Origin of the sequence: Trinickia sp. LjRoot230 (assembly GCF_964253315.1) — a bacterium.
Taxonomy (GTDB): domain Bacteria; phylum Pseudomonadota; class Gammaproteobacteria; order Burkholderiales; family Burkholderiaceae; genus Trinickia.
The window spans coordinates 25730-51771 of record NZ_CAXUQX020000002.1 but is presented as its reverse complement, the minus strand read 5'-3'; the positions used below and the strand labels follow the sequence as shown (position 1 = coordinate 51771).

The 26042-nt window shown below is 61.1% G+C and carries 25 protein-coding genes; 16 read left to right on the top strand and 9 right to left on the bottom strand.

Annotated features, from left to right (window positions below):
- The first annotated feature begins 37 nt into the window (after nucleotides 1–37).
- Together ACSQ20_RS19560 and ACSQ20_RS19555 are read left to right on the top strand one after the other, a co-directional pair.
- A complete protein-coding gene (locus tag ACSQ20_RS19560; RefSeq protein ID WP_436023344.1) occupies nucleotides 38–1165 on the top strand; it encodes a 4-hydroxyphenylpyruvate dioxygenase family protein in 1128 nt (375 codons plus the stop codon).
- A 60-nt stretch (nucleotides 1166–1225) separates the two neighbouring features.
- Nucleotides 1226–1930 carry a TetR/AcrR family transcriptional regulator gene (locus ACSQ20_RS19555; protein WP_436023342.1) on the top strand — a complete coding sequence of 235 codons (705 nt, stop codon included), beginning with the start codon at nucleotides 1226–1228 and terminating at the stop codon, nucleotides 1928–1930.
- Nucleotides 1931–1938: 8 nt separating this feature from the next.
- On the opposite strand, the gene ACSQ20_RS19550 is transcribed toward ACSQ20_RS19555, so the two are convergent.
- Both ACSQ20_RS19550 and ACSQ20_RS19545 read right to left on the bottom strand, forming a co-directional pair.
- Entirely contained in the window at nucleotides 1939–3222 is a 1284-nt protein-coding gene (locus ACSQ20_RS19550; protein WP_436025751.1) for an MFS transporter, read from the bottom strand.
- A 144-nt stretch (nucleotides 3223–3366) separates the two neighbouring features.
- Complete coding sequence (locus ACSQ20_RS19545; RefSeq protein WP_436023340.1) at nucleotides 3367–4251, bottom strand: shikimate dehydrogenase; 885 nt, start codon at nucleotides 4249–4251, stop codon at nucleotides 3367–3369.
- A 239-nt stretch (nucleotides 4252–4490) separates the two neighbouring features.
- Here ACSQ20_RS19545 and ACSQ20_RS19540 point away from each other — a divergent pair, with 239 nt between their 5' ends.
- From ACSQ20_RS19540 to ACSQ20_RS19515, 6 genes are all read left to right on the top strand, one after another.
- Entirely contained in the window at nucleotides 4491–6404 is a 1914-nt protein-coding gene (locus tag ACSQ20_RS19540) for a bifunctional sugar phosphate isomerase/epimerase/4-hydroxyphenylpyruvate dioxygenase family protein (protein ID WP_436023338.1), read from the top strand.
- A 133-nt stretch (nucleotides 6405–6537) separates the two neighbouring features.
- Complete coding sequence (locus tag ACSQ20_RS19535) at nucleotides 6538–6774, top strand: hypothetical protein (RefSeq protein ID WP_436023336.1); 237 nt, start codon at nucleotides 6538–6540, stop codon at nucleotides 6772–6774.
- 217 nt (nucleotides 6775–6991) lie between these two features.
- Nucleotides 6992–8749, top strand: coding sequence for an AMP-binding protein (locus ACSQ20_RS19530; RefSeq protein ID WP_436023334.1), 1758 nt, complete (start codon nucleotides 6992–6994; stop codon nucleotides 8747–8749).
- Between the two features lie 60 nt (nucleotides 8750–8809).
- Nucleotides 8810–10315, top strand: a complete 1506-nt coding sequence (locus ACSQ20_RS19525) for a CoA-acylating methylmalonate-semialdehyde dehydrogenase (RefSeq protein WP_436023332.1) — start codon at nucleotides 8810–8812, stop codon at nucleotides 10313–10315.
- A 33-nt stretch (nucleotides 10316–10348) separates the two neighbouring features.
- A complete protein-coding gene (mmsB, locus tag ACSQ20_RS19520; RefSeq protein ID WP_436023330.1) occupies nucleotides 10349–11260 on the top strand; it encodes a 3-hydroxyisobutyrate dehydrogenase in 912 nt (303 codons plus the stop codon).
- The gene (locus ACSQ20_RS19515; RefSeq protein ID WP_436023328.1) at nucleotides 11257–12501 is read left to right on the top strand and encodes an enoyl-CoA hydratase/isomerase family protein; all 1245 of its coding nucleotides are present in this window, start codon (nucleotides 11257–11259) and stop codon (nucleotides 12499–12501) included. Before mmsB ends, ACSQ20_RS19515 begins: the two co-directional genes overlap by 4 nt.
- Nucleotides 12502–12514: 13 nt before the next feature.
- Here ACSQ20_RS19515 and ACSQ20_RS19510 read toward each other — a convergent pair whose 3' ends face one another.
- Nucleotides 12515–13234 (bottom strand): LuxR family transcriptional regulator, encoded by a 720-nt coding sequence (locus ACSQ20_RS19510; RefSeq protein ID WP_436023326.1) that lies wholly within the window; start codon nucleotides 13232–13234, stop codon nucleotides 12515–12517.
- An 86-nt stretch (nucleotides 13235–13320) separates the two neighbouring features.
- Here ACSQ20_RS19510 and ACSQ20_RS19505 point away from each other — a divergent pair, with 86 nt between their 5' ends.
- The 3 genes from ACSQ20_RS19505 to ACSQ20_RS19495 all read left to right on the top strand — a co-directional run bounded on the left by ACSQ20_RS19505 (nucleotide 13321) and on the right by ACSQ20_RS19495 (nucleotide 15516).
- Nucleotides 13321–13764: a DUF4902 domain-containing protein gene (locus ACSQ20_RS19505; protein WP_436023324.1), complete on the top strand. Its 444-nt coding sequence runs from the start codon at nucleotides 13321–13323 to the stop codon at nucleotides 13762–13764.
- Nucleotides 13765–14023: 259 nt separating this feature from the next.
- On the top strand, nucleotides 14024–14638 hold the full coding sequence (locus ACSQ20_RS19500) for an acyl-homoserine-lactone synthase (RefSeq protein ID WP_436023322.1): 615 nt from the start codon (nucleotides 14024–14026) through the stop codon (nucleotides 14636–14638).
- A 65-nt stretch (nucleotides 14639–14703) separates the two neighbouring features.
- Nucleotides 14704–15516 (top strand): hypothetical protein, encoded by an 813-nt coding sequence (locus tag ACSQ20_RS19495; RefSeq protein WP_436023320.1) that lies wholly within the window; start codon nucleotides 14704–14706, stop codon nucleotides 15514–15516.
- A gap of 55 nt (nucleotides 15517–15571) precedes the next feature.
- Here the strand turns inward: ACSQ20_RS19495 and ACSQ20_RS19490 are convergent, their stop codons facing one another.
- Both ACSQ20_RS19490 and ACSQ20_RS19485 read right to left on the bottom strand, forming a co-directional pair.
- Nucleotides 15572–16852 (bottom strand): MFS transporter, encoded by a 1281-nt coding sequence (locus ACSQ20_RS19490; protein ID WP_436023318.1) that lies wholly within the window; start codon nucleotides 16850–16852, stop codon nucleotides 15572–15574.
- Nucleotides 16853–16865: 13 nt separating this feature from the next.
- Nucleotides 16866–18329: a M20 family metallopeptidase gene (locus tag ACSQ20_RS19485; RefSeq protein ID WP_436025749.1), complete on the bottom strand. Its 1464-nt coding sequence runs from the start codon at nucleotides 18327–18329 to the stop codon at nucleotides 16866–16868.
- Nucleotides 18330–18477: 148 nt separating this feature from the next.
- On the opposite strand from ACSQ20_RS19485, the gene ACSQ20_RS19480 reads away from it, so the two are divergent.
- A complete protein-coding gene (locus tag ACSQ20_RS19480; RefSeq protein WP_436023316.1) occupies nucleotides 18478–19377 on the top strand; it encodes a LysR family transcriptional regulator in 900 nt (299 codons plus the stop codon).
- Between the two features lie 172 nt (nucleotides 19378–19549).
- Here the strand turns inward: ACSQ20_RS19480 and ribA are convergent, their stop codons facing one another.
- Entirely contained in the window at nucleotides 19550–20197 is a 648-nt protein-coding gene (gene ribA, locus ACSQ20_RS19475; protein WP_436023314.1) for a GTP cyclohydrolase II, read from the bottom strand.
- A gap of 192 nt (nucleotides 20198–20389) precedes the next feature.
- Here ribA and ACSQ20_RS19470 point away from each other — a divergent pair, with 192 nt between their 5' ends.
- The gene (locus ACSQ20_RS19470; protein WP_436023312.1) at nucleotides 20390–20854 is read left to right on the top strand and encodes a CBS domain-containing protein; all 465 of its coding nucleotides are present in this window, start codon (nucleotides 20390–20392) and stop codon (nucleotides 20852–20854) included.
- A gap of 20 nt (nucleotides 20855–20874) precedes the next feature.
- Here ACSQ20_RS19470 and ACSQ20_RS19465 read toward each other — a convergent pair whose 3' ends face one another.
- Nucleotides 20875–21534 carry a hypothetical protein gene (locus ACSQ20_RS19465; RefSeq protein WP_436023310.1) on the bottom strand — a complete coding sequence of 220 codons (660 nt, stop codon included), beginning with the start codon at nucleotides 21532–21534 and terminating at the stop codon, nucleotides 20875–20877.
- A gap of 722 nt (nucleotides 21535–22256) precedes the next feature.
- Here ACSQ20_RS19465 and ACSQ20_RS19460 point away from each other — a divergent pair.
- Nucleotides 22257–22961 (top strand): autoinducer binding domain-containing protein, encoded by a 705-nt coding sequence (locus ACSQ20_RS19460; RefSeq protein ID WP_436025747.1) that lies wholly within the window; start codon nucleotides 22257–22259, stop codon nucleotides 22959–22961.
- Here ACSQ20_RS19460 and ACSQ20_RS19455 read toward each other — a convergent pair.
- The gene (locus tag ACSQ20_RS19455; protein ID WP_436025745.1) at nucleotides 22924–23211 is read right to left on the bottom strand and encodes an XRE family transcriptional regulator; all 288 of its coding nucleotides are present in this window, start codon (nucleotides 23209–23211) and stop codon (nucleotides 22924–22926) included. The two genes, ACSQ20_RS19460 and ACSQ20_RS19455, sit on opposite strands and share 38 nt — an antisense overlap.
- Nucleotides 23212–23403: 192 nt before the next feature.
- On the opposite strand from ACSQ20_RS19455, the gene ACSQ20_RS19450 reads away from it, so the two are divergent.
- Nucleotides 23404–23994 (top strand): acyl-homoserine-lactone synthase, encoded by a 591-nt coding sequence (locus tag ACSQ20_RS19450; RefSeq protein WP_436023308.1) that lies wholly within the window; start codon nucleotides 23404–23406, stop codon nucleotides 23992–23994.
- Here the strand turns inward: ACSQ20_RS19450 and ACSQ20_RS19445 are convergent.
- Complete coding sequence (locus tag ACSQ20_RS19445) at nucleotides 23958–24659, bottom strand: DNA-3-methyladenine glycosylase (protein ID WP_436023306.1); 702 nt, start codon at nucleotides 24657–24659, stop codon at nucleotides 23958–23960. The two genes, ACSQ20_RS19450 and ACSQ20_RS19445, sit on opposite strands and share 37 nt — an antisense overlap.
- Nucleotides 24660–24762: 103 nt before the next feature.
- Between ACSQ20_RS19445 and ACSQ20_RS19440 the strand changes: the two genes are divergently transcribed.
- A complete protein-coding gene (locus ACSQ20_RS19440) occupies nucleotides 24763–25857 on the top strand; it encodes a calcium:proton antiporter (RefSeq protein WP_436023304.1) in 1095 nt (364 codons plus the stop codon).
- Nucleotides 25858–26042: the final 185 nt, after the last annotated feature.

The window sequence follows — 26042 nt, the reverse complement described above, 5'->3', positions numbered from 1 at the left end:
GTGCTAAAGCACTAACCTGGGCCGACAGGAGACTTCGATGAGCCCCGACCTTTCTGATCCGTCCTCATCCGCACATACGGCCAGCCCCGCCCTACCCAACCCGCTCGGCATTGCGGGGCTCGAATTCGTGGAATTCGCGGCACCGGCGCCCGAAGCGCTTGCGCAACGGTTCGCGCAACTCGGGTTCGCTGCCGCGGCGCGACATGTCAGCAAGGACGTCACGCTTTATCGCCAGGGCGAGATGAACTTCCTCATCAACGCGGAGCCCGATTCATTCGCTGCGCGCTATGCGCAGGAGTACGGCGCGGGAATCTGTGCGATCGGTGTTCGGGTCGATAACGCCCAACGTGCGTTCGAGCGCGCCACCGAACGTGGCGCCTGGGCATTTGACGGCGAGCGCGTGGGTCAATCGGAACTCGTTATTCCGGCGATCCAAGGCATCGGCAATTCTCATATCTATTTTGTGGATCGCTGGCGTGGGCGCGGTGGCGCAACCGGCGACGAAACCATCTTCGACATCGATTTTCGCCCGCTCGATACGGCTGTATCGGTCGGTCAGCCCCATGCCGGCACCCATCAAGAAGCAGGGTTGCGCGAAGTCGACCACTTCACGCAGATGGTAGGTGCGGGGCGCATTGCCGAATGGCTCGACTTTTATCGCGACATGCTCGATTTCCGCGAGATTCGCGAGTTGCACGCCGACTGGCATCTGTCAGCCGACTCCCGCGTGATGCAATCGCCCTGCGGCGGCATTACGATTCCGCTTTACGAGGAAGGCACGCAGCGCACGCGGCTCTTGCACGACTATCTGCCCGATCACCCGGGAGAAGGCGTGCAACATATCGCGCTTGCCACCGATAACATCCTCGAATGTATCGATCACCTTGCGGCGCGCGGTGTCGAGTTGCTGCAGCCGCCGCCGCGCTACTACGACGAACTCGACGCTCGCTTGACCGGTCACGGTCTCGACATCGATGCGCTGCGCCGCCGCAACATACTCGTTGATGGCGAAATCGATGCGAACGGCGCGCCGCGCCTGTTTCTGCAAACATTCATCAAACGGGCGCCTGACGAGATTTTCTTCGAGATCGTCGAGCGGCGCGGCCATCATGGCTTCGGGGAAGGCAATCTGCAGGCGCTGGAACGGGCGCGTGCGCCGCGCTAGCGGCACAAGGCCCTGACGGATGCATGCTAGAATCCGCCGCTCCAGCCGCGCATTTGCAAAATGAAACAGGCACCCAAGGTACCGAAGGCACGGAAAGCACCGCCGGCAGCCGTACCCGACGGCAACGATCTTCCGCCCGAAGCCCGGCGCAAGTACGACCCCGAACAAACCAAGCGCAACATTCTCGAAGTGGCGACCCAGGAATTTTCCGCGATGGGTCTCTCCGGTGCACGCGTCGACGCAATTGCGGAGCGCACCAATACAACCAAGCGGATGCTCTATTACTACTTCGAGAGCAAAGACGGCTTATATGAGGCCGTGCTCGAAAAGGTATACGGCGACATCCGCACGCTCGAACAAGCGCTGAACATCGAAGAGTTGAAGCCCGCGGACGGCATGCGCCGGTTGGTCGAATTTACATTCGACTATCACGACAAGCACCGCGACTTCGTGCGGCTCATTGCCATCGAGAACATCCACAGCGCGAAGTACATCACGCAGTTAAAGGCGTTCAAGAGCCGCAATGCAAGCATCATCAACACGATCGAAGATTTGCTCGCGCGCGGTGTCGCCGCCGGCGAATTCCGCGCCGACATCGACGCCATCGATTTACATTTGTTGATCAGTTCGTTTTGCTTTCATCGCGTATCCAACCGATACACATTTGGCACAGCGTTCGGCCGCGACCCGTCTCATCCGCGGTTACGCACACGACATCGCGACATGATCGTCGATGCCGTGCTGCGTTTCGTGCGCAAACCCTAGGTTCGGCTCTAGGCTTCGAGCGCGATCCGCTTGATGTCTCCGACAACGAAGACATAAGAAAGCGCACCGATTAGCGCAATGATCCCGATGAAGACGAGCGCACCGACGAACGAACCCGTGGCCGCCACGATGAATCCGATCACGAGCGGCGTAATGATGCCGGCGAGATTGGCCGCGAAGTTGAAGATGCCGCCCGTCAAGCCGAGCAACCCCTCGGGTGCGATATCCGACACGAGTGTCCAGCCGAGCGCCGCCATGCCTTGCGCGAAGAACGCTACCGACATGATTGCAATCACCACCGCATCGCTCTTGACATAGTTCGCGAGGACGATCGTCGAAGCGAGCAGCAAGCCGGTGATGATCGGCAGTTTGCGCGCGACGTTGGCCGATTTGCCGCGTCGCAACAGCGAATCGGAAAGCCAGCCGCCAAACAGCACGCCCACCGACGCGGCAATAAAAGGTAGGACTGCGAAGAATCCGATCTTGAGCCAGCCCATGTGGCGTTCGGTCGCAAGGTACGTTGGGAACCACGTCAAGAAGAACACGAGCGTCGAGTTGCCGGCGAACTGCCCCAGACAGATGCCCGCCAATTGACGATGCTTGAGTAGTTCTGCAATCGTGCCCCACGAGAATGGCCGTGTGCTGCCCGAATGTGTGCCGCTATGACCGGTCAAGCCGCCGCCCGCCTCGATATATTCGATTTCGGCCGCATTTGCCCCAGGATGCTCACGCGGCTCGCGATAGAACATCCACCAGATCACGCCAAAGACAATGCCCGCACCGCCCACCACGAGGAACAGCGTTCGCCACCCGTAGGCCCCCATCAGCGCGAACAGCAGCGGGCTGAAGAACGCGAGCCCGATGTATTCGCCGACTGTATAAGTGCCTGTCGCTAACGCGCGCTCGCGCTGCGGGAACCACGTTGCGACGACACGCGAGTTGGTCGGAAAACACGGTGACTCGGACACGCCCAAGCCAAGCCGGCAGGTCAGCAGCGCACCCACGCCATGCACGAGGCCTTGCGCCAGCGTACAAAGCGACCACAACGTCATCGCGAGGTAATAGGTCAGCTTGCTGCCAAAGCGATCGAGAAACATGCCGCCCGGAATTTGTGCGGCAACGTAGGTCCACGAAAACGCCGAAAACATGATGCCCATCAATGCTGCACCGATGCCGAGTTCCTTGGTCAGTTGCGGCGCGGCAATGCCGAGCACGGTGCGGTCGAGATAGTTGATCATCGTGCCCACTGCCAGCAACGCGAGGATCTGGTAGCGCGCCGATGAACGGCGCATCGCGCCCGAGGCGGCATTGTCGGTGGCCTGCTGCTCGGCCACCAGCCCGGAAGGAAGGTTCGGTCGCATCATCTGTCTCCTGTCAGTATTTGTCGTAAGCGTGTGCGATCGCCGGACCGCCGGACCGCCCGGCCGTAGATCGCGCTACCGCGTCTCGGTTGTCAGCAACGTCTGAAAATGCTTGAACATGCGCTCGGGATCGGGCGTGACGCCGGTGAAAATCTCGAACGCCTTCGCCGCCTGATAAACGGCCATGCCGCCACCCGTCAGCGTGCGGCAGCCGAGCTGTTCAGCGGCCCGCAGCAACTCGGTTTTGATCGGAAAATAAACGACATCGGCCACCCATAGCCGCGGGTGCAGAAACTCAGCAGATAACGGCAGACCCGGATGCTTCGTCATGCCGGTCGGGGTCGCATGGATCAGCCCGTCGGCCAACGCCAATGCGTCGCCGAGCGCGCCAGGTGTGCCGTCGCCGGCACGCACCTGCGTCTCGGGAAAGCGCGCCTGCAAATCGTCGGCAAGCGCACTGGCCCGCTCGAAATCGACATCGACGAGCGTCAACTCGCGCACTCCCATTGTCAGCGCGGCGTGTGCGACTGCAGCCCCTGCGCCACCGGCGCCCAGTTGAACGACGCGCTCGCGTGGCGCATCGGGCAAGCCGCGCTCGAAGGCGCGGCGAAACCCGGACCAGTCGGTGTTGTGTCCGATGCGCTGCCCATTCTTGAATAGCACCGTATTGACTGCGCCCAGTGCGCGGGCGTCGTCCGACAAATCGTCGAGCAGTTCGATCACCGCTTGCTTGCAGGGGTAAGTCACGTTCAAGCCGTCGAATCCCATCGATTCGGCCGCTGACAATAATTCGGGCAACGCCGCGGCGTTGCGGCGGAGCACCTCGAGATCGATGCGCCGGTACACATACATTAGCCCGAGGCGGCGCGCTTCCTCTTCATGCATTGCAGGCGATAGCGAACCGCCAATTCCCGTTCCGATCAGCCCGACCAGAAACGAACGCTCAACTTTCTCTGCCACATTGACTCCCGATTGCGATCGCGCGCCGCCTTCAAGATAGACGCACGGCGCCAATTCAGACGCAAGTGTCGCGCTTTTCCGTGTGATTGTCGGTTGGGGTTTGTGCTAATTTGTACCATCTAGTTAGTTTGTAGAATCACCACAAAATGCCGATACGGAACGTTATTTCCTGCCTTATCGTCAATTTTCTATGAATCAACTCGTACATTTTCCTGCTTTTGCGCCCCCGGAGTCTTTGCATGAAACGTTCCATTGCCACTGTTTCCGTCAGCGGAACGCTCATCGAAAAACTGCATGCGATCCGGCAAGCCGGCTTCGACGGCGTCGAAATCTTCGAAAACGATCTGCTCTATTTCGACGGCACGCCCGCCGATGTTCGCAAAGCCGCGGCCGACCTCGGCCTGGAAATTGTGCTGTTCCAGCCGTTTCGCGATTTCGAAGGGGTGAGCAAAGAGCGGTTCGCCCGCAACCTCGAGCGCGCGCGCCGCAAGTTCGACTTGATGCACGAGCTGGGTGCATCGCGTTTGCTTGTCTGCAGCAACGTTTCGCCCGATGCGCTTGGCGACGAACAACTGATCATCGATCAATTGGGCGCGCTGGCAACCGCCGCGCAGCAGGCGCACATCGTGGCGGGATATGAAGCGCTGGCCTGGGGGCGTCACGTCAAACGGTATAGCGAGGCGTGGCGTATCGTCGATGCGGTCGATCATCCGTTCCTGGGGCTCGTCCTCGATACGTTCCATACGATGTCGCTGAACGACTCAGTCGACGAAATCGCCGCCATTGCCGGCGATCGCATCGCTTTCGTCCAAATCGCAGATGCACCGAAGCTCGCGATGGATGTGCTCGAATGGAGCCGCCACTATCGATGCTTCCCCGGTCAGGGCGATTTCGATGTCGTGCGCTTTACGGCACGCGTTGTCGAATCCGGTTATGCGGGGCCGCTTTCGCTGGAAATATTCAACGACGGCTTTCGCGCCGCACCGCCTGTCAGCACCGCAAAAGATGGCTACCGCTCGCTGCTTTATCTCGAGGAGCGCGTGCGCGAGCAGCTTATTGAGGAGTCCTCACCAATCGCCGAACGCGCCGCGTTGTTCGCGCCGCCTGCGATGCCCGCACACGTGGGCTTTCAATTCATCGAATTCGCCGTCGACGACGCGGCCGGCACGCAGCTCGCAAGCTGGCTCGGCAAGCTCGGTTTCGCTCGCACCGGGCGGCATCGCTCAAAGGATGTCGCGCTATTTCAGCAGGGAGCGGCGGCCATCGTTCTGAATGCCGAGCGCGACTCGTTCGCCGGAGCGTTTCATCAAATGCATGGGCTATCGCTCTGTGCGTCGGCATTTCTCGTCGACGATGCCGCGGCCGCATTCGAACACGCAGCGAGCTTCGGCTATCCGCCGTTTTCGGGGAGAGTAGGCCCGAGCGAGCGCATCGTGCCAAGCGTGCTCGCGCCCGATGGCAGCCTGCAATACTTCGTCGACGAAAAACCCGGCGCGCCCACGCTCTTTGAATCCGACTTCGTGCTTGCGCCAACCACGCATGTCGATCACGGGCATATCGAGGGAATCGATCATGTGTCGTTGTCGCTGCCCGCGGATTCGCTTGACACGTGGGTGCTCTTTTTCAAGACTGCATTTGGCTTTCAAGCCGAATCGGCGTGGCTGGTACCCGACCCGTATGGCCTCGTGCGGAGCAAAGCCGTTCGCAGCCGCGACGGTTCGGTTCGCATCGCGCTGAACGCGTCGGTGGACCGCCATACGGCTGCCGCACGGGCACTCGAAACGTATCGCGGGTCTGGGCTCGATCACGTCGCATTCAGGACGCCTGACATTTTCAAAGCGATCATCGCATTTCATGCGAACGACGTGCCGACGTTGAGCATTCCCGGCAATTATTACGATGACCTGTCAGCCCGATATGCGCTAGACGAGGCAGTCGTAGCGGCGTTGCGCGAGCACCACGTGCTTTATGATCGCGACGGACATGGTGGCGAATTTCTCCATGCGTACACGGAGCCTATCAACGGGCGTTTTTCGATCGAAATCGTCGAACGACGCGGCGGCTATGACGGCTACGGGGCGGCCAATGCGGCCGTACGGTTGGCCGCCCAGGCGCGGCATCGCCGTCCGATGTCGTCGGCGCCCTTCCAATGAAAGCTCGGTTGTAACGCATTGTTTCAACAACTACCAGGCAATCTTAAGAGTCGCTTAAGCAACGTTGCGGACCATTTGGCAAGCAGAATTTTCGTATAAAGGCCCGCCCATGCAAGACGCAAAGCAAGACGCCATGTCGACGAGCACCCACCGCACGCCCCGCGCGATACTGCGGCGCATCCTCAGCCATCACGAGATCGCGACATTGCTGCTGCTTTTGCATGCGCCAATTGACGTGGGCGCCAAGCCCGAAATCCCGATGCTCGCCGAAGCCGGCCTGGTTGAACCGGTCGACTCGGTGGACGGCCATACACGTTTTCAATTGAGTGCTGACGGCAACGCCATCTTACGGGGTCTCGGCATTTCCTGAGATCCGCCCCTCCCCCTCGCTTGCCTTCCGATTCGATGGCAAACGCGCTCACGAAGATTGAGCGCATTGAGCATCGAAAGCATTCCTCCGCCTCCCTACACTTCGACGCATCGGTCCCGCCCCTCGCTGCAATGCAGTAACGGAAAAAGCGGGCTGCAGCTATAACTAAGAAGCGCGCAACGCGCCATCAATTACAAACGACCCTCAGAGACACGCCATGAGTGCATCGGAACGCTTTCTCGCCGCGCGCGATTTTCTGCTGCGCCATCGAACCGATTACGAGCGCGCTTACCAGGAATTCGTCTGGCCAGCGCTCGACGAATTCAATTGGGCGCTCGACTATTTCGATCCAATGGCCGCGGGCAACGACGAGCCGGCGCTGTGGATAGTCGATAGCGCCGGGGCAGATCAAAGGTTCTCGTTTGCGCAGATGTCGGAGCGATCGGCCCGAATTGCCAACTTCCTGCGCGCGTCAGGTGTCGCGCGCGGCGACCGCATCATGCTCATGCTGTCCAACCGCGTGGAACTGTGGGACGCGATGCTGGCCGCCATCAAGCTCGGCGCAGTCCTGTTGCCGGCCGCCACACAGCTTGCGGCGGCAGACGTCCGCGAACGCGTGCTGACGTCGAGGCCGACATTTGCGATCGTCGAAGCGGCCGAGCATGCGAAGTTCGACGAACTCGCCAACGATGCGCAAGCCTCACAGCTTGCCCTCGTCAAGATCGCCGTTACGCAGCGCCCGGGCGACGCCGCGCCCGACGGCTGGCTTGATTTTTCCGCAGGCTACGCGGCGCAACCGCAGTTCGCCCCCGACGGCGTCACGCACGCGAACGACCCACTGCTGCTCTACTTCACATCGGGTACGACGTCAAAGCCGAAACTCGTCGAGCACACGCATCAGAGCTACCCTGTCGGCAGCCTTTCGACGATGTACTGGATCGGCCTGCTGCCCGGCGATGTGCATTGGAACATCAGTTCGGCGGGTTGGGCCAAACATGCGTGGAGTTGCTTTTTCGCGCCATGGAACGCGCGCGCTTGCGTATTCGTCCTTCAATACGCGCGCTTCGATCCGAAGCTGGCGCTGGAAACCATCGTTCGCCATCGCGTGACGACAATGTGCGCGCCGCCGACCGTTTGGCGCATGCTCGTGCAAGAACCGCTTGCTTTGTACGATGTCAAGCTGCGCGAAATCGTCGGCGCCGGCGAGCCGCTCAACCCGGAGATCATCGAGCGAGTCAAAACAGCCTGGGGCGTGACGATACGCGATGGCTACGGTCAAACCGAGACCACCTGCACGGTGGCGAATTCGCCTGGGCAGGTGGTCGTTCCCGGTTCGATGGGCCGGCCGATGCCCGGCTACCGCGTCACCCTTCTCGACCCCGACGGCACCGCGGCTAACGAGGGCGAGCTTGCGCTGGTGCTTGACGGTCCCCTCTCGCCCGCACTTTCGGGCAAAGCGCCGCTCGGGCTGATGGCCGGCTACGCGAACAATGCCGAGGCGACGCACCATGTGGTGCGCGCGGGATGCTACCGCACGTCCGACATCGCGCTGCGTCGCACCGACGGCTACTACGTCTACATCGGACGTGCCGACGACGTCTTCAAATGTTCCGACTATCGCTTAAGCCCATTCGAACTCGAGAGCGTATTGATCGAACATGAAGCCATCGCCGAGGCGGCCGTTGTGCCCAGCCCCGACCCGCTGCGTCTTTCGGTGCCGAAAGCCTATGTGATGCTGCGTCACGGTTTCACCTACGGGCCGGACCTGGCGGAAAGCGTATTCCGGTTTTCGCGCCAACAACTCTCGCCTTACAAACGTATTCGTCGCCTGGAACTGTTCGAATTGCCGAAGACCATCTCCGGCAAGATTCGGCGTGTGGAATTGCGCCGCAGAGAAATGGAACGCGGCGATGCACTCGTGCGCTTGCCCGGCGAATTCTGGGAAGAGGATTTCCCAGATGATAAGCACTCCTGAATTTAAGTACTCCTGAATATCTCGATTGAAACCGAAACACTCTTTCTTGGGAGGCACACGATGAGCGCACAAGGTCAGACCGTCAAGCTGCTGATCAACGGCGAGTTTGTCGAGTCCGCTTCGGCGCAGTGGCAAGATATCGTCAATCCGGCCACGCAGGAAGTACTTGCGCGCGTGCCGTTCGCGACACCGGGCGAAGTCGATGCCGCCATTCACGCAGCGCACGCGGCGTTCGAGCACTGGAAGACAACGCCGATCAGCACGCGCGTTCGCATCATGCTCAAGTACCAGGCGCTCATCCGCGAACACATGTCGAGCATCGCGGCAACGCTGAGCGCCGAGCAAGGCAAAACGCTGCCCGATGCCGAAGGCGATATCTTCCGTGGTCTGGAAGTCGTCGAACATGCTGCCTCGATCGGCACGCTCCAGCTCGGCGAGTTCGCGGAGAATGTCGCCACGGGCGTCGACACTTATACGTTGCGGCAGCCGATCGGCGTCTGCGCGGGCATCACGCCTTTCAATTTTCCCGCGATGATTCCGCTGTGGATGTTCCCGATGGCCATCGTCTGCGGCAACACATTCGTTCTCAAGCCATCGGAACAGGACCCGCTGTCGACCATGGCGCTCGTCGAACTGGCCATCGAAGCTGGCGTGCCCCGCGGGGTCCTCAATGTCGTGCACGGCGGTAAAGACGTCGTCGACACGCTTTGCACGCACGAGCTCGTCAAAGCCGTCTCGTTCGTCGGCTCGACTGCTGTCGGCACGCATGTCTATACGCTTGCCAGCCAGCACGGCAAGCGCGTGCAATCGATGATGGGAGCGAAAAACCACGCGGTGGTTCTGCCCGACGCAAGCCGCGAGCAAACGCTCAACGCGCTCGTCGGCGCGGGGTTCGGTGCGGCCGGTCAGCGCTGTATGGCGACCTCGGCGGTCGTGTTCGTCGGCGGCGCGTCCCGGTGGCTGCCCGATCTGGTCGCGCGCGCGAAGGCGCTCAAGGTCAATGCTGGCATCGAGCCGAACACCGATATCGGCCCTGTCATTTCGAAAGCGGCAAGGCAGCGCATCGTTTCGCTGATAGACACGGGGGTAACCGAGGGCGCAACACTCGAACTCGACGGTCGCCGTATCGAAGTGCCGGGCTACCCGCAAGGCAACTTTATCGGCCCGACGATCTTTTCCGACGTGACGACGGACATGACCGTCTATCGCACCGAGATTTTCGGCCCCGTGCTCGTGACGCTGAACGTTGCCACGCTTGATGAAGCGATTGCACTCGTCAATCGCAATCCGTTCGGCAATGGCGTGGGTCTGTTCACGTCAAGTGGCGCAGCGGCACGTAAATTCCAGAGCGAAATCGACGTTGGCCAAGTGGGCATCAACATTCCGATCCCTGTGCCGGTGCCGTTTTTCAGCTTCACGGGCTCACGCGGCTCGAAGCTCGGCGATCTCGGCCCGTATGGCAAACAGGTAGTGCAGTTCTATACGCAAACGAAAACGATAACCGCACGCTGGTTCGACGACGCGACGACCCACGATGGCGTGAACACCACGATCAGCATGCGCTGAACACGTGCAGCGCTACGTACGGAGGCAACATCAATGAAAATCGCTTTTATCGGCCTGGGTAACATGGGCGCGCCGATGGCGCTCAATTTGCTCAAAAACGGCCATACCCTCAACGTGTTCGATTTGAGCGCACAAGCGGTGAACACGCTCGTCGATGCGGGAGCGCTTGCCGCGCCATCGCCGAAAGCAGCGGCCAGCGATGTCGAATGCGTGATCACGATGCTGCCCGCCGCAGCGCATGTTCGCAGCGTGTTGAGCGATACCGACGGCGTGCTGGCCGGCATCGCTGACGGGGTCCCGATCGTCGACTCGAGCACGATCGACCCGGCGAGTGCGCAAGCCTTTGCCGAACTCGCCCGTGCAAACGGCAACGCGTTTGCAGATGCGCCGGTGTCGGGCGGTACGGCCGGCGCGACGGCAGGCACACTCACGTTCATGGTGGGCGCGAGCGTGCCGCTTTACGAAAGCCTGCGGCCGATTCTCGCGGCGATGGGTAAAAACATCGTTCATTGCGGTCCCACCGGCATGGGCCAAGTCGCGAAGATCTGTAATAACTTGCTGCTCGGCATCACGATGACCGGCGTCGCGGAAGCGATGTCGCTTGGCGTGGCGCTCGGCATCGATCCGAAGACCCTGGCCGGCATCATCAACACATCGACGGGGCGCTGTTGGAGCGCCGATACATATAACCCCTACCCTGGCGTCGTACCTGGTGCGCCTGCCTCGCGCGGCTATTCGGGTGGTTTCGGCACCGATCTGATGCTGAAAGACCTGGGCCTGGCAACCAGCGCGGCTCACGGGGTGCGGCAGCCGGTGTTCCTCGGCGCACTGGCCCAGGAGCTATATCAAGCCATGAGCACGAGCGGCCATGGACGCCTCGATTTCTCGGCCATCATCAAGCTCTATGAGCGCGAACTGGAGCCACAACACAAGGGCGATCAATGAATCTACGCGCAACAACAGATTCGCTGAGCGAGCGCGCCACCGGCACACCCCTTAACGTGGCCAACGAGCCGCATGCCGATGGATGCATAGTCGTTCGTGTCGTCAATAGCGTTGCGATTGTGACGCTCGATCGCCCGCATGCGTTGAACGCGTTGTCGCACCGAATGGTGCGTGAGCTGGCCGCCGTGGTCGAACGCTGTCGCGAAGACGACGCAGTCGTTGCTCTCGTGCTGCGCGGCAGCGGCGATAAGGGCTTCTGTGCGGGCGGCGACGTGCGCGCACTCTATCGCGCGGCGCAGGCCGGGCTCGCGGACGGGCCACACGGATGGCGTCAGTTTTTCATCGATGAATATCGGCTCGACTTCGCGCTACATGCGTTTCCGAAGCCGATTGTTGCCCTGGCCGATGGCATTGCAATGGGCGGAGGCATGGGGCTAGCACAAGCGGCTACGCTGCGCGTAAGCACTGAACGCAGCAAGATAGCCATGCCCGAAACGCGTATCGGCTTCCTGCCCGACGTCGGTGCAACGCGATTTTTGAGCGTCATGCCCGGGGCGCTCGAACTCTATGTCGGCTTGACCGGTGCAGTATTGAGCGGCGCTGATGCGGTGCGCTGCGGGCTCGCCGACGTATGCGTGCCGCACACCTGGCTCGCCGGCTTCGAGCAACGGCTGGCACAGTTGCCGCCGGAATGCGTCGAAGCCCAACTACGCGAGGTATTCGTGCCGCAGACCAACGTCAACGCACAGGCGTCGCTCGATAGGTACCTGCCGGAAATCGCGCAGCACTTCGATACACGGTTGTCGATCGAAGACATCGCACAATCGCTCGAATCCGCACTTCGGCCAAACACCGCGCACGATGTCCACGGTACGCAGGCTTGGCTTCGGGCAACGCTCGATGCACTTCGCGCGCATTCACCGACGATGCTGCATGTCACCCACGCGGCGTTGCTGCGCGGGCGGACGATGACACTCGGCGACGCCTTTCGAGCCGAACTCGACATCGTTTCGCATGCCATCGATGAGGGGGATTTTCGCGAGGGCGTACGCGCGCATTTGATCGATAAGGACGGCCGCCCGCAGTGGCGCCCCGCCACACTCGCCGATGTCAGTCCCGAGCGTGTGCGCCACTTCCTCGCTTCGCCTTGGACCAAGCAAACGCATCCGCTAGCCGATCTCGGCGCATTGGCACCGCGCCATGCGAGTGGTGAATGCGAAGGCGAAGGCGTGCTGAAATAACACGCACGTCGGCTCAACCTGCCGAAATCAATCCCATTGCCATGGCCTTGACGACCGCCTGAACCTTGTTCGTCGCATTGAGCTTCAGCAATACGTTATTGACGTGGAAATTGACCGTGCGCTCGGAGATATTGAGGATCTGTCCGATCTCGTTCGCGGTCTTGCCCTCGCCTGTCCAGCACAGCACCTCGCACTCGCGCGGCGTGAGCTCGACATCCGCCTCGGGTGCAAGCTTCGAGACCAGAAACTCGCTCATCAATGCGTGCGAAAGATTGGCGAGCCAACTCGCTTGCAGCGTGAGCGTATCGATCTCGGGGCTAGACAGCGCATCGGAGGGCCGCGCCATCGTCAGCAAACCATAGACGCCATGTGCCGCCCAACTCGAATGCGCGACGCCCACCTTCATGCCGAAATCGTGCGCATCGGTCCACAGACGTGAAGCACTTGTTGTGGCCTCGGGCCATACGATGAGGCCCGTGCTTGTCATGCCTTCGCGTACCGTTGGATCGACCTCGATGAAGCGGCTTTCTTGATAGTGCTCCATCCATCCAGCCGGATAGGTGTCGAAGATGGCAACGCCCGGATTCGACACCGGCAACGGAACGCGAATCCCATAGCAGCAGTAATCGAACCCCAGTTGCCTCGCAAAACCGGCAATTTTCTCGAAGAGCTGACGCTCGTCCTTCGCGCCCCTCAATTGCTCGTAGCTATCGTGCCAGCTCAACGACTCCATCTGCACTCCGCGCGTCACAGTACACAAACACAAGGCTGTCATAGTTAGCAGGTCTCACGACCGAAACGGGCTGCTACAGTCCCCGCATGAGACACACTTCAGCACTGCTCGACAGCCCTTCTCGAGACGGCTACGTTCGCCTTCCCGAACAGGCACTCGCCGACCTGCAGCTCGTTCACGTCGACTCAGGCCTCGATGACGCCCTGATCGAAGAATTACGCGCCGAGGACATTGACGCCGCTACCGCCGGTTACACCGAATGGCAACGCCCGCCTGCTCCGGGAAGCGCGCACGTCTCGGTCGGCTGGGATTGGTATCTCGATCGCACAACCGGCGCATTAATCATTGCCTGGGGCGATGTTCGCAGCAACGTCATGTGCATCGATCAACACGGCCTCGACGTCGGCATGGCGCGCACCGCGCAATTATTCATCCGCAGGCTCGCCCGACTCAATTGGCCAAACGCCGTAGCGCACGCTCCCCTTGTACAACTGCACGGGCCGGATGTGCCGGGACACGCACTCCAATAACGAGATAAAACGAAAGCAGGGGCAGACATTCGAACATCTGCTCCGCAGTTATCCAATCATTCCTCTACAAGGCTCATTTATAAGCAAGTTAGCGATTATTTTCAATCTCAATATGACATCCTCCCGGATTGCGTAGGGGCATTCGTCCGCCTCTTGCGCGGAATCCGTACTGCCCGAAAACCCTGTCAACGTTGACAGTTACCGCTCCCGAGGGTGCGCGCTGTAATGCCTCCGTAGAAAAACCATACGAGAGGATTCCATGCGGACATCTGTACACGGCGACGGGCGCCTCCCCGAAGATCTCGATGTCGCGTTAGCACATTATCGGCACCGGGTTTTCGTCGAGCAGCTCGGCTGGAAACTGCCGTGTGCCGACAGCCAATTCGAACGCGATCAATACGATCGGCACGATACGGTGTATGTCATTGCGCGCGACGAATCCAATGCGATTTGCGGATGCGCGAGGCTCCTGCCTACGACGCGCCCCTATCTGTTGGGTGAACTGTTCCCATTTCTTCTGGCGGCGGATATGCCGGCGCCGCAATCCGAGGACGTCTGGGAGCTTTCGCGTTTCGCCGCAAGCGCGGGCAATCCGGCGGGCGAGGCGCCCGTTGACGAAGGCAACGCCTGGGCAGTACGGCCGATGCTTGCGTCGGTCGTCGAGTGTGCCGCGAAATTAGGGGCCCGACAATTGATTGGCGTCACCTTCCTGAGTATGGAGCGCCTGTTTCGGCGCATCGGCGTTCATGCCCACCGGGCCGGGCCCGCGCAGCGCATCGATGGCCGTATGGTCGTTGCATGTTGGATCGATATCGACGCGCAAACCCTTCATGCACTGGGGCTCGACCCGGCCCTCGCCGAGGCACTGACCTGAGTGCCCAAACCGATCAGCCTGTTTAGCCAAGGCGCCGCAAGGCGTCCCGCGAAGGAGAAATCATCTTGCACGCCTTCTTGGCCAACCGTCCCTACGGGGCCGGCGACAATCTCGTGAGCCGGTTTCGGATCGCAATCCAGTACGCGAACAGCGAGCAACGGATGCTCCTTTCGCGGCTCGACCGTCAAGGGTTCGTGGTCCGCTTGACCGATGACGCCAGCCTGCCGCCGTTGGGCCTGCCGCGGTCCGGACAGATTCTATGTGGCGACGAACTGTTGTGCGAGTGCCGCCTCGTTGCGCGGTCAATCGCGCGCGTCGGCGGCGGAGCACTGGAGTTGGTCATGCAGCCCTCGCGGGAGGACGATGACACCTCGGTCTGGCAAGCGCTTCGCGACTACACTCTCAGTCATCGCGCAGCATCGGGCGAGTCTTGGGGTATGACTGCCACGACGCACTCATCGCGCACGCGCGCGCCAGGCACGAAATCCGGCGATACCGCCGCGCGCTCTCCCGCGAGCGCCGCTTATATCACTTGCGAGGCAAGCTTCGTACTGCCAGAAGCCGGCGACGCTCGATTCTTCTCCGCATGGTTCGACTGCCACTTCGCCGAGATTGCGGCCCGCGCACGCGCTACTTCGTCGCCCGCGGACCTGCGCGATCTCACGGTGCACACCGAGGGCGTCGAGGTAGAAGTGTCGTTCGACTATCGATGGAACGGAAATGCCGTCGCAACGTGCACGCGCGAGACATGCAGCTGGGCTGTGGCGGAAGTTGAGCGTCTGTTTGGATTGCACCCGCGTTATGAAGCGTCCTCCGAAACCGGCGAGCGCGCGGAGCGCTTAAGCGGCGGTCGGCGGCCGACACCGTTCACGTCGTAGGCCGGCGTCCCCGCGAGCGTTGCAACCGAAGGCAGCTTGCGCAGCCCACGCGGCCCTAGGCCGTCGCCTGCCGCGAAACTGTGGCCGTGCCTGTCACACGGCTCACGTACGCCAACGCCGACAAACTGATCATCGCAGTCACAATCAGCCAGAAGCTAGGCGCGTTCTTGTCGCCGGTGGCGCTCAGCATCCATGTGACGATGGCCGGCGTGAAGCCGCCAAACACGGTCACCCCGATGTTGTATCCGATCGACATGCCCGTCGCGCGCGTCGCGGCCGGAAAAATCTCGGCCATGAGCGCGGGCAGCGCACCGAAATAGATCGACTTCAGAAGCGCGAGCCACGCAATAAGCACGAAGAGCGGCAGCGCACTCGAGCGGCTCGTCGCCCAGGCGAAGCCGGGATACGCGCTGGCTAGGAACAGCAGCGCCACGCAGGTCATTTGCGTGCGCCGGCCGATGCGGTCGGACAAGTGCCCCGCGAACGGCGTGACGGCCGTGAGAATCACACCGCCCACCATCGTTGCCGCAAAGCCCGTTGCAGCGGGCAGATGGAGCTGGCGGATCGCGAACGTCGGAATGTACTGGAGCAGATAGTTGACCGCCGTTGAGACCGTCAGCAGCCCAATGGCCGTAAACACGAGCCGCTTTTGTTGGCCCAGCACGTCGCGCACGGGTGTCTCGGTGCGCACAGCGCGCCTGAAGTCTTCGGCGTCTTCGATGAAGCGGCGCAGATAAAGACCCACCGGACCGATCAGCAATCCGAAGTAAAAAGGCAGGCGCCATCCCCACGCCGCGAGATCGGCAGGCGCCATCAGGCGAGCGAGGCCGAAGCCGAACGAGGCTGCAAGCAGCGTCGCGAGGCCTTGCGTCGCGAACTGCCAGCTCGCGAGAAAGCCGCGCCGGTGCGGCGCGTGCTCGATCAGCATTGCCGTAGACGCGCCGAACTCGCCGCCCGCCGAAAAGCCCTGAATGAGCCGCGCGACGAATACCCCAAGCGGCGCAGCCACGCCGATGGCCGCGTAGTCGGGAATCACCGCGATGATCGCCGTACCGACCATCATGAGCCCCACCGAAACCAGTAGTGCGGCTTTGCGTCCTCGCCGGTCGGCATAGGCGCCGAGTATCGCGCCGCCGAGCGGCCGCACGAGATACGACGCGCCGAAAGTGCCGAATGTGAGCAGCATCGAAGCGGTCTCGTTGGCGGACGGAAAGAAATGCTTGCCGATGTACACCGCGAAGAATCCGTAAATGGCGATATCGAACCATTCGAGGGCGTTGCCGGCGGAAGTGGCGATGACGAGCCTCACAAGGCTCACGGGTTGCTTGGCGGACATGTCAGAGCCTTGTTTAAAGAACGGCGTCGGAGGAATGCGAAGCGTGCGCTCGGCCCGGTAAGCCCGCTGAGCCCATCGAGGCCAGCCGCGCCGCGTCGTCGCCAAGGTCCCACCAAAGCCCCGCCATCACGGCGAGCGCTTCGCGCGCGACGGAGCCGAGCAGATGCTCGTTCGGCGCGTGCTGCGCGCATGCGGGATACGAGTGCGGAATCCAGAGCGTCGGCAGACCGAGGGTGTACGCGAATACGTCGTTGGGCACCGTGCCGCCCAGGTTCGGCAACAACGCCGGCTTCTTGCCCGTGGATGCGCGCAGCGAATCGAGCGCCCAATGCACCCAGGCGTTGTCGGGGTCGAGGCGCGTGGCAGCAGAGATCTGCGTGACGCGCACCTTCACATCGTCGAAGCCGAGTCGCGCGAAATGCGCTTCGAGATGCTCGCCCACGCGCGCGGCGTCCGTACCCACCACGAAGCGCAGTTGGCAGGTGGCCTTGGCAGCGGGCGGGATCGCGTTCACTGGCGCATCGGGGTTGCCGGCCTTGAACGCAAGCACTTCGAGCACGTTCCAGGCAATCACGCGCTCCGTAGGCGTGAGGTCGGGCTCGCCCCAGTCTGGATCGATCGCAGGCGCGTCAGCGTCGCCGCCGAGCACGATGTCGGCGAGCGCCTCCCGCACGCTCATCGAGATGGACGGCGGGCGCAGGCCGTCCACGACGATTGCGCCGCGCCGGTCGACCAAGCTCGCAATCGCGTGCGACAGCACGACGGCAGGATTGCGCAGCGCGCCGCCCCAATTGCCCGAGTGATGGGCCCCCTTGCGCAGGTCGACGAGCAACTCAAACGCCACGCCGCCGCGCGAACCGAGGAACAGCGTGGGTCGCTCGGCTAGCACGCGCGGGCCGTCCGATGCGATGAACACGTCCGCCGCGAGCGCTTCGCGGTGCGCTGCGCAGACGTCGTCGAGGCCCGGCGAGCCGATTTCCTCGCCGGTTTCGAAGATCAGCTTCACGTTGTAGCCCAGCTTGCCGCCGCGCGCGTCCAGCACCGCGGCGAGCGCCGCGAAGTTCACGGAATGCTGCCCCTTGTTGTCGGCAGTGCCGCGGCCATACCAGCGGTCGCCTTCGACGGTGATAGTCCAGGGCGCAAGACCGTCGCGCCACTGCTCGTCGTAGCCTCGCACGACGTCGCCGTGACCGTAGGTGAGCACGGTCGGCAGCGAGGCGTCCTCGATGCGCTCGGCGATCAAAAACGGCGCGCGCCCGATTGCGGGATTTTCGACAATACGGCTCGCGAAACCGAGCGGAGCGAGCGAATGCGCGACCTCGTCGGTGAGATAGGCGCGCAGCGCGTCGCCTTGCGCCGGATTCTGGCTTTCCGTGCGAAAGCCCACGCGGCGCTGGAGATCGGCGAGAAACTCGCCGGAGTCATAAACGCGCAGCGCGCGGTCGATGGCGGCCTGTCGGGATTCGTTCAAGGGCAGCTCCTCTCTTCTCTTGTCTGGCTTTTCGTCCAGAAAATGAAGCCAGTCTAGGAACGTCAAAAATTCGCAACAATTTCAAAATTTGCGGATAGCATTGCCAAAATGGCAACGCAGCGCGCGTATTGGATGCGCCCGAATGGATAAGCCGATGCTTCATGGAATTGCGTTGCGCTACTTCGTCGAGGTTGCGCGCACGGGGTCGCTGTCGGCGGCTTCGGAGAACCTGCATGTCGCCGTCTCGGCGATCAGCCGGCAGATCAGCAAACTCGAGGAGGACGTGGGCACGCCGCTCTTCGAGCGGATGCCGCGCGGCATGGCGCTGACCGAATCGGGCGAGCGGCTCGCTGAGCACGCGCGGCGCGCGTTGCTAGAAGGCGATGCCGTGCTCGCCGAAATTGCGACCGCCCACGCGCTCGGGCGCGGCATCGTGCGCATCGGCTGCACCGATGGCTTCACGCGCTCGTTCTTGCCATACGTGCTCGCGAAGCATCATGTCGAGGAGCCGCAAGTGCATTTCAATCTTCGCTCGGGCACGCCTTCGCAGGTCGAGCAGTGGGTGGCCGCCGGTGAGGTGGATGTCGGGCTGGCATTTTCGAGTGGGGACCCCGCCAAGGTCCAGGTGGAGTACAGCGCCGAAGCGCCGGTCTGCGCGCTGCTTGCGCCCAAGCATCCGCTGGCGCGTCGCGCGTCGCTCACGCTTGCGGATCTGCGCGATTACCCTGTCGCGCTGCTCGCACGCGGCAATACCGCTCGCCAGCTATTCGACGAATGCTGCGCACGAAACGGCATCAAGCTGGAGCCTATCCTGACAAGCAACAATTCGAGCGCTTTGCACGCGTTCGCGGCGCTAGTCGGCGCAATCACGGTTGGCAGTAAGCTCTCGCTGTTCGGCCTCGCGAACGAGCTTTCGCTGATCGCGAAGCGCTTTGATGAGCCCGTGCTCAACCAGCGCATTGTCTGTGTGATGACGATGCGCGAACGGCGGCTTTCGCGCCCGATCGGGCGCGTGCTGCAATCCTTAATCACGGAGATCAAACGCGGGTCGTGAGACCGCAGTAGCGATCGCACCGCTTTCACGAAGCGGGCATTATCTTGGTCATGATTGTAGTAATGGGAAACACCGGCGCCCCTAGATTGCCCCGCGTCCAACAAAATCCTTCTATATCAAACGACTACGGCGCGACACCAAGGCCCAGATGGACTCTCTCCGTCCAACCAAGCTATTCGTTTTCTTCGAAGTAATGCCCAAACTTCAATTGCTTGGTCCGGATGTAACGCTCGTTCTCATTGCGCACCGGGATGGCCAGCGCGACGCGCTCACAAACCGGGATACCGTGCTTGACAAGCGTATCGAACTTCTTCGGGTTGTTGCTCATGAGCCGGACTGACGTGACTTTTAACATCCGCAAAATTGCCGCAGCCGAATCGTATTCGCGCGCATCGTCGGGCAAGCCGAGTTCGAGATTCGCCTCGACCGTATCGAGCCCCTGTTCCTGCAGCGCATAGGCGCGGATTTTATTGGACAAACCGATGCCCCGCCCTTCGTGCCCGCGCAAATAGAGCAATGCACCGCGGCCTTCCGCCGCAATATACCGAAGCGCGAGATCGAGTTGCTCGCCGCAATCGCAACGGTAAGAGCCAAGCACATCACCCGTAACGCATTCGGAATGCAGCCGCGTCAACACCGAACGCTGATCGCCGACATCTCCCATTACAAGCGCAAGATGCTCTGCATCGCCCGTGGCGACACGAAAAGCATATGACTTGAAAACCCCGTAGCGGGTGGGAAGCGACGCGGTGGCTGCAAGCGTGACACACTGCTGGTCGCTATCGCCGCCGTCGGGCGACGAGTGGGAACGCGTGGGCATGACTGTGAAGTGAGGTGGAAGCGGGATTCTTCACGCGCCGTCGCGCGACGCGCAAAGCGCGAGTATACCGCTATTCAGCGACTACCTCATCAACCCTCGTCGCTTGCGCCTATACTGAAAAACGACCGGCTGCTGGCATGCGCGACGCCACGCAAGTGCCGGGCCACCCTCGAACGAGACGGAGACAAGCCCATGCCGAGCGTTGCGCAAATGCTGAAGTCGAAAACCGACCCGCGCCTCGATCACGATCAGCCGGTCATCACCATCGATGCCGATGCCTCCGTCTTCGAGGCAGTCAAATTAATGGCGCAGCACCAAATCGGCGCGCTGGTGGTAACGGGCGAAGCAGACAGAAAGATCGTTGGAATCGTTACAGAGCGCGATTACGCCCGCAAAATCGTGCTGTTGGATCGCTCGTCGAAAAGCACGCCGGTGCGCGACATCATGACCCCCCAGGTCCGCTACGTGCGGCCGACCGATACGGTCGAAGAATGCATGGCGCTAATGACGGCTCACCGGATGCGCCACTTGCCCGTGATCGATAACGATCGATTGGTCGGGATGATCTCCATTGGCGACCTCGTGAAGACGATCATCTCCGAGCAACAGTTCACGATTCAACAACTGGAGCATTACATCACTGGGGCGCGCACCTGAGCCGGCCGGATGCGCACCGCTTAGCCCACACCGATCAAGCCTTGGGATCCGGCCAGCTTCTGCAAGACGGCGAGGTCTTGGCGATGGGTAATGTCGAGTTCCTCGGCTGCCTTCTCGGGAGAGATACCTTTTTCGCGAATCCGTTTCTGCGCCTCAATCAGCAGCGCTACGCCGGCACGCGAGCCCCAGCGCGCAGCCTCATCTGCCACTGGCTGCAACAGCGCCAGGTCCCGTCGATCGGTAATGTCGAATATTTTGACCAGGTTTGCGAGCGGAACGCCATCGGCTATCGCGCACATCGCCTCGTAAATCACAGAGTCGCTCAGGCGGTGATCGGTACCTTTCTCGACCGGGGGCGCCGCGGAGCGGAGTTCGCTCGCCTGCGTCATACCGTCGAGATGTTGGTTCATTGTCCTAACAATCACCTCTTCCAGGCACAACTGCCTGCGCTCTCTCGGATTCCTGATTGCAAACAGCTCGATAACAAACTGCGCCGCAGCGCCACCCTCTCTGAGCGTGGTCCTTGCCCCTTCAAAGTCCGCGTTCAGATGATTGCTGCGGTTGGCATCCTCGGCAAGCGCACTCAGCAGCTCGAGGTCTTCTCGATTTTTAATGCCATGCAGTTTGGCGGCTTCATCGGCAGGACGGTCTTTCAACACAAAGTGGTAGGCGGCGTTCATGTCGACAATCTTGGCGCGCGGCAGCTCACGCGTGGGATAGGCATTTTCCGCCGACGTAGCTGCACGCGCAGCAGGAGTAGGCCTCGCACCGAGCCCCCGCAGCAGGTCATTCCGGGGGGGTTCAACGCCGCTACGCGGCGGCATCGCGTTATCTGACGCCCCGGCAGCCGCCGATGGGATGTCATGGCCGGCACGTTCCGGGCCCTCACTGCTCGGTGATACTCGCATACGGATCGACGCCAATTTTAGCCTGAATGCTTAAAGCGTAAAGCAGGCGGGACACCACGACCACGGCGCGAGCGAAGGATCAACCGAATGAACGAATACGTGGTTCAGCAAACATTCCCACGACAGAATCATTATGTAGTCACTGCCAAGTAGTAAGAATTGGCTTTCCAATTGCCTTCAATTAAATGTGGAATCGGTTCGATTTACAAATATCATTGATTCAGTTAATTCCTACGGAAAATCGGATCACCATTATCGATTTTTGTAATCGATGCCATCCGCCCCTGCGTCGAACCACTATTCGAAAATGGTTTTTTTGCGATACCCTTACCAGTCTCATAAAGAAGCGGATGATTCCATCCGCCAGTGTGCCCGATATCATCCACCGAACGATTTTTATCAAACGAAGTCGCGCAAGATATCGATTCGGCCGCGTTTCAGGCAAGCAATATTTTTGACCCAGAGGACCTATGCCGCGTCAATTTATCGAGCCCATGTCGCCGTTATGGCGCGCAAAAGATGAGGAATCCTGGTTCCGGGCCCTGTCTCTGTTGGGCAGCAAATGCGGCTTCGACCAGACGCTGTTTGCTGTCCTGCCGCGGCCTGGCATGCGCATGACCGACGTGTATTTGCGCAGCGACTACGCGTCGTCGTGGCGGCAAACGTACGATGAACGCGCTTTCGCGCGTATCGATCCAACCGTCTCGCACTGCCTGAGTCAAGCGGCGCCGCTCATCTGGTCCGCCTCGCTTTTTACCGACCGCTCGCAAAAGGAAATGTACGAAGAGGCCCGGCGCCACGGCTTGTGTACCGGCATTTCATTGCCGATTCACGGCCCGAAGCAGGAAGTCGGCATGCTCTGCTTCGTATGCGGAGATCAATCGCAGCGCGAACTGAGCGCACAAGTGCAGTATCACCTGCCGATGCTCGCGTTGCTGCGCGACGTGGCGTTCGATACCGCGCAACCCTTCATTGCCGGGCATACGGAGTCGCGGATACCGAAACTGACACCACGCGAGCACGAATGCCTCAAATGGACCGCGCAAGGCAAGTCGACCTGGGAAATCGCGAAGATATTCGGTTGCTCGGAAGCCACAGTCAACTTCCATATGACGAACATCCGCACGAAGTTCGGGGTCAGCTCGCGAAGCGCAGCGGCTGTCAAAGCGACCCGAATGGGCTTGATCGATCCTGATTGAGCGGGGCCGGCCGATGCGCCGGCACACGCTTCTGATTGACCATCGCGATATCGTCGTCTGTAATGCGTGCTTCAAAATAAAGTCTCAGCAAAATCATGACGGGTTTCGGGATATTCGCACCCAGCTCGAAACGGCTCCCGCGCGATTGCGTTACACCAAACCGAGCCCAAAACACTTTTTGGCTCTCGCGAACTCTGCGCCGGTATGCCTGAATAAAGTTGTTGTCGATTTCCGTTCGAACGGGCCGCATGAATTCATCGGATTCCATCGGATAAACGTTGGTCAGAGACATCTGGTTTCACCTCGGGTTATGAACTCGGTACGCGAATCATCCCAAGTGTCGGCGTTCATTTGTACCTATCTTGCTTGACAGTTACGCGCAGCACGCAAAGTGCATATCGTCTATGCGAATTAGGTAGGCCCAACCACCCAGGAGGACGAGATGAACGCAAAAATCACGATTGGCGCGCAGAAGAGCTTCGATCTCGACACATTGGCTGAGATGTACCGGCTCCGCGCCAAAGTATTTGGCGAGCGCATGGGATGGGAAGTCGCCATCCTGTCAGGCATGGAAATCGATGGCTACGATGCCCTGTCGCCGCATTACATGCTGGTTCACGACGAGCGCGATGCCTTATGCGGTTGCTGGCGAATCATGCCGACCGTGGGGCCGTACATGCTTCGCGATACATTCGGACAATTGCTGCACGGGCAGTCGGCGCCCGTGTCGCCCAGCGTGTGGGAACTCAGCCGCTTTGCCATCGTGACGCACGAGAAAAGCGGTTTCGGTTTTGCCAATCTTGCGCTTGACGCGATGCGCGAAGTCGTGAAATTTGCGGATCAAATGAACATCACCCGTTATGTCACGGTCACCACGACGGCAATCGAGCGCCTGTTGCGCAAGACCGGTGTCGAGACGCGTCGGTTCGGCCCGCCGATGCGCATCGGTGTCGAAAATGCGGTCGGCCTGACGATCGAGCTGGGCGAAAAGACCCATCAGGCGCTCTTCGAGCAACTCGTCGAGACCGCCTGAGGCTCCAAGCAAGCGCCAGCCGTAAGCAATCGTTTCGGACCACTAACGAATGCGCTACCGGGCTCGTAAAAGCGCAGCAGCGCATGCATTTCCCGGGAAAGTCCGATGCGCTTGGTTGCGGCAATACGTAGCGCCGTCCCGGTGACGGCGTTCGCCGTGCGGCCAATCCACAGCGACGCAGCGGCCCCACACAGGTCGGCCCCATCCCATTCGGGGCCGATGCCAAATGCTGCGCACAAGCGCCCGGGCCCGCGCGCAAGATCGACCCAGGCCGAACGCGGTCGACGCAAACGCATGAGCGCGGTGCCTTCGAGTGGTTCGACGGCACGCAACAGCACCGCCGCCCCGATGCCCTCTGCCTCGCTCGAAATATTGATCATGTACGAAGCGCCATAGACGAGCCGCACATAGGCATGACCGGGCGCACTGAACAGTGCACCGTTATACGGCCGCAACCCGCGGTATGCATGGCTCGTGGAGTCACCCACGGGATAAGCTTCGGTCTCGACGATCTTGCCGCTAATGTGCCCTTGCGGCGAATCATGCACGAGATACTTGCCCACCATGAAGCGGGCCAGCTCGACCGTGTCGACCGGTAATTCGTCACGAGAAAGCCGTACGATCGGCGCCGGCAAATCAACGACGGGGAAATCGTTAGTCTGCATATTTGCTTTATTGCCCGGATAATGCGGCATCTTACGTCAGGTATGAACCGACGATAGAGCGACCGAACGACCGTACAGCCCCTTACGAACAAGGATCACAACGATGCATCGACAGCCCAATCCGCTGCCTTCTTGGACATTGTTGACGCCCCCCGCGGCATGGCTCGTCCTCGCCGCCGCGCTCTATTTCGGCGAGCGTCCGCTGTTGCTCGCGCTCGTCGGCATTGCACTCGCAGCGGCCGTCTTTGCTGCTGTCCATCATGCGGAAGTCGTCGCGCATCGAGTGGGTGAGCCGCTTGGCACGCTCGTGCTCGCCGTGGCCGTCACGGTCATCGAAGTGGCGTTGATCGTCTCGGTCATGCTGTCGTCAGGCCCCGAGAAATCGGGACTCGCGCGCGACACGGTGTTTGCCGCGGTGATGATCGTCTGCAACGGCATCGTCGGACTTTGCCTGTTGGTGGGCGGACTGCGTCACGGCGAGCAGGACTTTCGCATAAGCGGCGCTAATGCGGCGCTGTCCGTTCTGGCCGCGCTGTCCGTCCTCACGCTCGTCATGCCCAACTATTTGAGCGCCGTGCCGGGCCCCGTGCTCTCCACCTCGCAGCTTGCTTTCGCCGGCGTGTCGTCGCTCGTGCTTTACGCGGTGTTCGTTTTTATACAGACCATCCGGCATCGCGACTACTTCCTTGCGAGTACGAACGAAGCAGGTGCCGACGAGTCTGTGCATGCGCTCGCGCCAAGCACGCGCGTCGCGCTCGTCAGCGGTATTGCATTGCTGGCATGCCTCGTCGCCGTCGTGTTGCTCGCGAAGCTGCTCTCGCCTGCCGTCGAGCGCGCGGTCGAGACTGCCGGTGCGCCGCAGGCCGTCGTCGGCATCATCATTGCCGCGCTCGTATTGCTGCCAGAAGGCATGGCTGCGGCGCGCGCAGCCCATGCGAACCGGTTGCAAACGAGTCTCAATCTGGCACTCGGCTCGGCACTCGCGAGCATCGGCCTGACGATTCCAACGGTTGCAGCAGTCTTCGTTTGGAGCGGCCGCCCGCTGGCGCTTGGCATCGGCGGTATGGAGACGGTTCTGCTCGCCCTGACGCTGATCGTCAGCACGCTGACGCTTGCCACCGGCCGCACCACCATCTTGCAAGGCGCGGTTCACTTGTCGGTGTTCGCGGCCTATCTCTTCCTCTCGGTAACGCATTGACGACGATTTGGCGCGGGCTTGCCGAGCGGGAACGCCGCAGCACAAAGTCACGCTGCAATGCGCAAGAAAGCCGATCCAAATGTATCGAATTGCAGCAGCGCGGGCGAATCGTCGCGCCTGATTTGGCTTCGGATCAGCGGCGCACAGGCGACTAATAAGCGACTGGACCAAAAGTGTCCGGATTA

What these genes read in the sequence shown, in the direction of transcription:
- ACSQ20_RS19560 (WP_436023344.1), top strand. Translation starts at nt 38, where the DNA reads ATGAGCCCCGACCTTTCTGATCCGTCCTCATCCGCACATACGGCCAGC.
- ACSQ20_RS19555 (WP_436023342.1), top strand. Translation starts at nt 1,226, where the DNA reads ATGAAACAGGCACCCAAGGTACCGAAGGCACGGAAAGCACCGCCGGCA.
- ACSQ20_RS19550 (WP_436025751.1), bottom strand. Translation starts at nt 3,222, where the DNA reads ATGCGCCGTTCATCGGCGCGCTACCAGATCCTCGCGTTGCTGGCAGTG.
- ACSQ20_RS19540 (WP_436023338.1), top strand. Translation starts at nt 4,491, where the DNA reads ATGAAACGTTCCATTGCCACTGTTTCCGTCAGCGGAACGCTCATCGAA.
- ACSQ20_RS19535 (WP_436023336.1), top strand. Translation starts at nt 6,538, where the DNA reads ATGTCGACGAGCACCCACCGCACGCCCCGCGCGATACTGCGGCGCATC.
- ACSQ20_RS19530 (WP_436023334.1), top strand. Translation starts at nt 6,992, where the DNA reads ATGAGTGCATCGGAACGCTTTCTCGCCGCGCGCGATTTTCTGCTGCGC.
- ACSQ20_RS19525 (WP_436023332.1), top strand. Translation starts at nt 8,810, where the DNA reads ATGAGCGCACAAGGTCAGACCGTCAAGCTGCTGATCAACGGCGAGTTT.
- mmsB (WP_436023330.1), top strand. Translation starts at nt 10,349, where the DNA reads ATGAAAATCGCTTTTATCGGCCTGGGTAACATGGGCGCGCCGATGGCG.
- ACSQ20_RS19515 (WP_436023328.1), top strand. Translation starts at nt 11,257, where the DNA reads ATGAATCTACGCGCAACAACAGATTCGCTGAGCGAGCGCGCCACCGGC.
- ACSQ20_RS19510 (WP_436023326.1), bottom strand. Translation starts at nt 13,234, where the DNA reads ATGGAGTCGTTGAGCTGGCACGATAGCTACGAGCAATTGAGGGGCGCG.
- ACSQ20_RS19505 (WP_436023324.1), top strand. Translation starts at nt 13,321, where the DNA reads ATGAGACACACTTCAGCACTGCTCGACAGCCCTTCTCGAGACGGCTAC.
- ACSQ20_RS19500 (WP_436023322.1), top strand. Translation starts at nt 14,024, where the DNA reads ATGCGGACATCTGTACACGGCGACGGGCGCCTCCCCGAAGATCTCGAT.
- ACSQ20_RS19490 (WP_436023318.1), bottom strand. Translation starts at nt 16,852, where the DNA reads ATGTCCGCCAAGCAACCCGTGAGCCTTGTGAGGCTCGTCATCGCCACT.
- ACSQ20_RS19480 (WP_436023316.1), top strand. Translation starts at nt 18,478, where the DNA reads ATGCTTCATGGAATTGCGTTGCGCTACTTCGTCGAGGTTGCGCGCACG.
- ribA (WP_436023314.1), bottom strand. Translation starts at nt 20,197, where the DNA reads ATGCCCACGCGTTCCCACTCGTCGCCCGACGGCGGCGATAGCGACCAG.
- ACSQ20_RS19470 (WP_436023312.1), top strand. Translation starts at nt 20,390, where the DNA reads ATGCCGAGCGTTGCGCAAATGCTGAAGTCGAAAACCGACCCGCGCCTC.
- ACSQ20_RS19465 (WP_436023310.1), bottom strand. Translation starts at nt 21,534, where the DNA reads ATGAACGCCGCCTACCACTTTGTGTTGAAAGACCGTCCTGCCGATGAA.
- ACSQ20_RS19460 (WP_436025747.1), top strand. Translation starts at nt 22,257, where the DNA reads ATGTCGCCGTTATGGCGCGCAAAAGATGAGGAATCCTGGTTCCGGGCC.
- ACSQ20_RS19455 (WP_436025745.1), bottom strand. Translation starts at nt 23,211, where the DNA reads ATGCGGCCCGTTCGAACGGAAATCGACAACAACTTTATTCAGGCATAC.
- ACSQ20_RS19450 (WP_436023308.1), top strand. Translation starts at nt 23,404, where the DNA reads ATGAACGCAAAAATCACGATTGGCGCGCAGAAGAGCTTCGATCTCGAC.
- ACSQ20_RS19445 (WP_436023306.1), bottom strand. Translation starts at nt 24,659, where the DNA reads ATGCAGACTAACGATTTCCCCGTCGTTGATTTGCCGGCGCCGATCGTA.
- ACSQ20_RS19440 (WP_436023304.1), top strand. Translation starts at nt 24,763, where the DNA reads ATGCATCGACAGCCCAATCCGCTGCCTTCTTGGACATTGTTGACGCCC.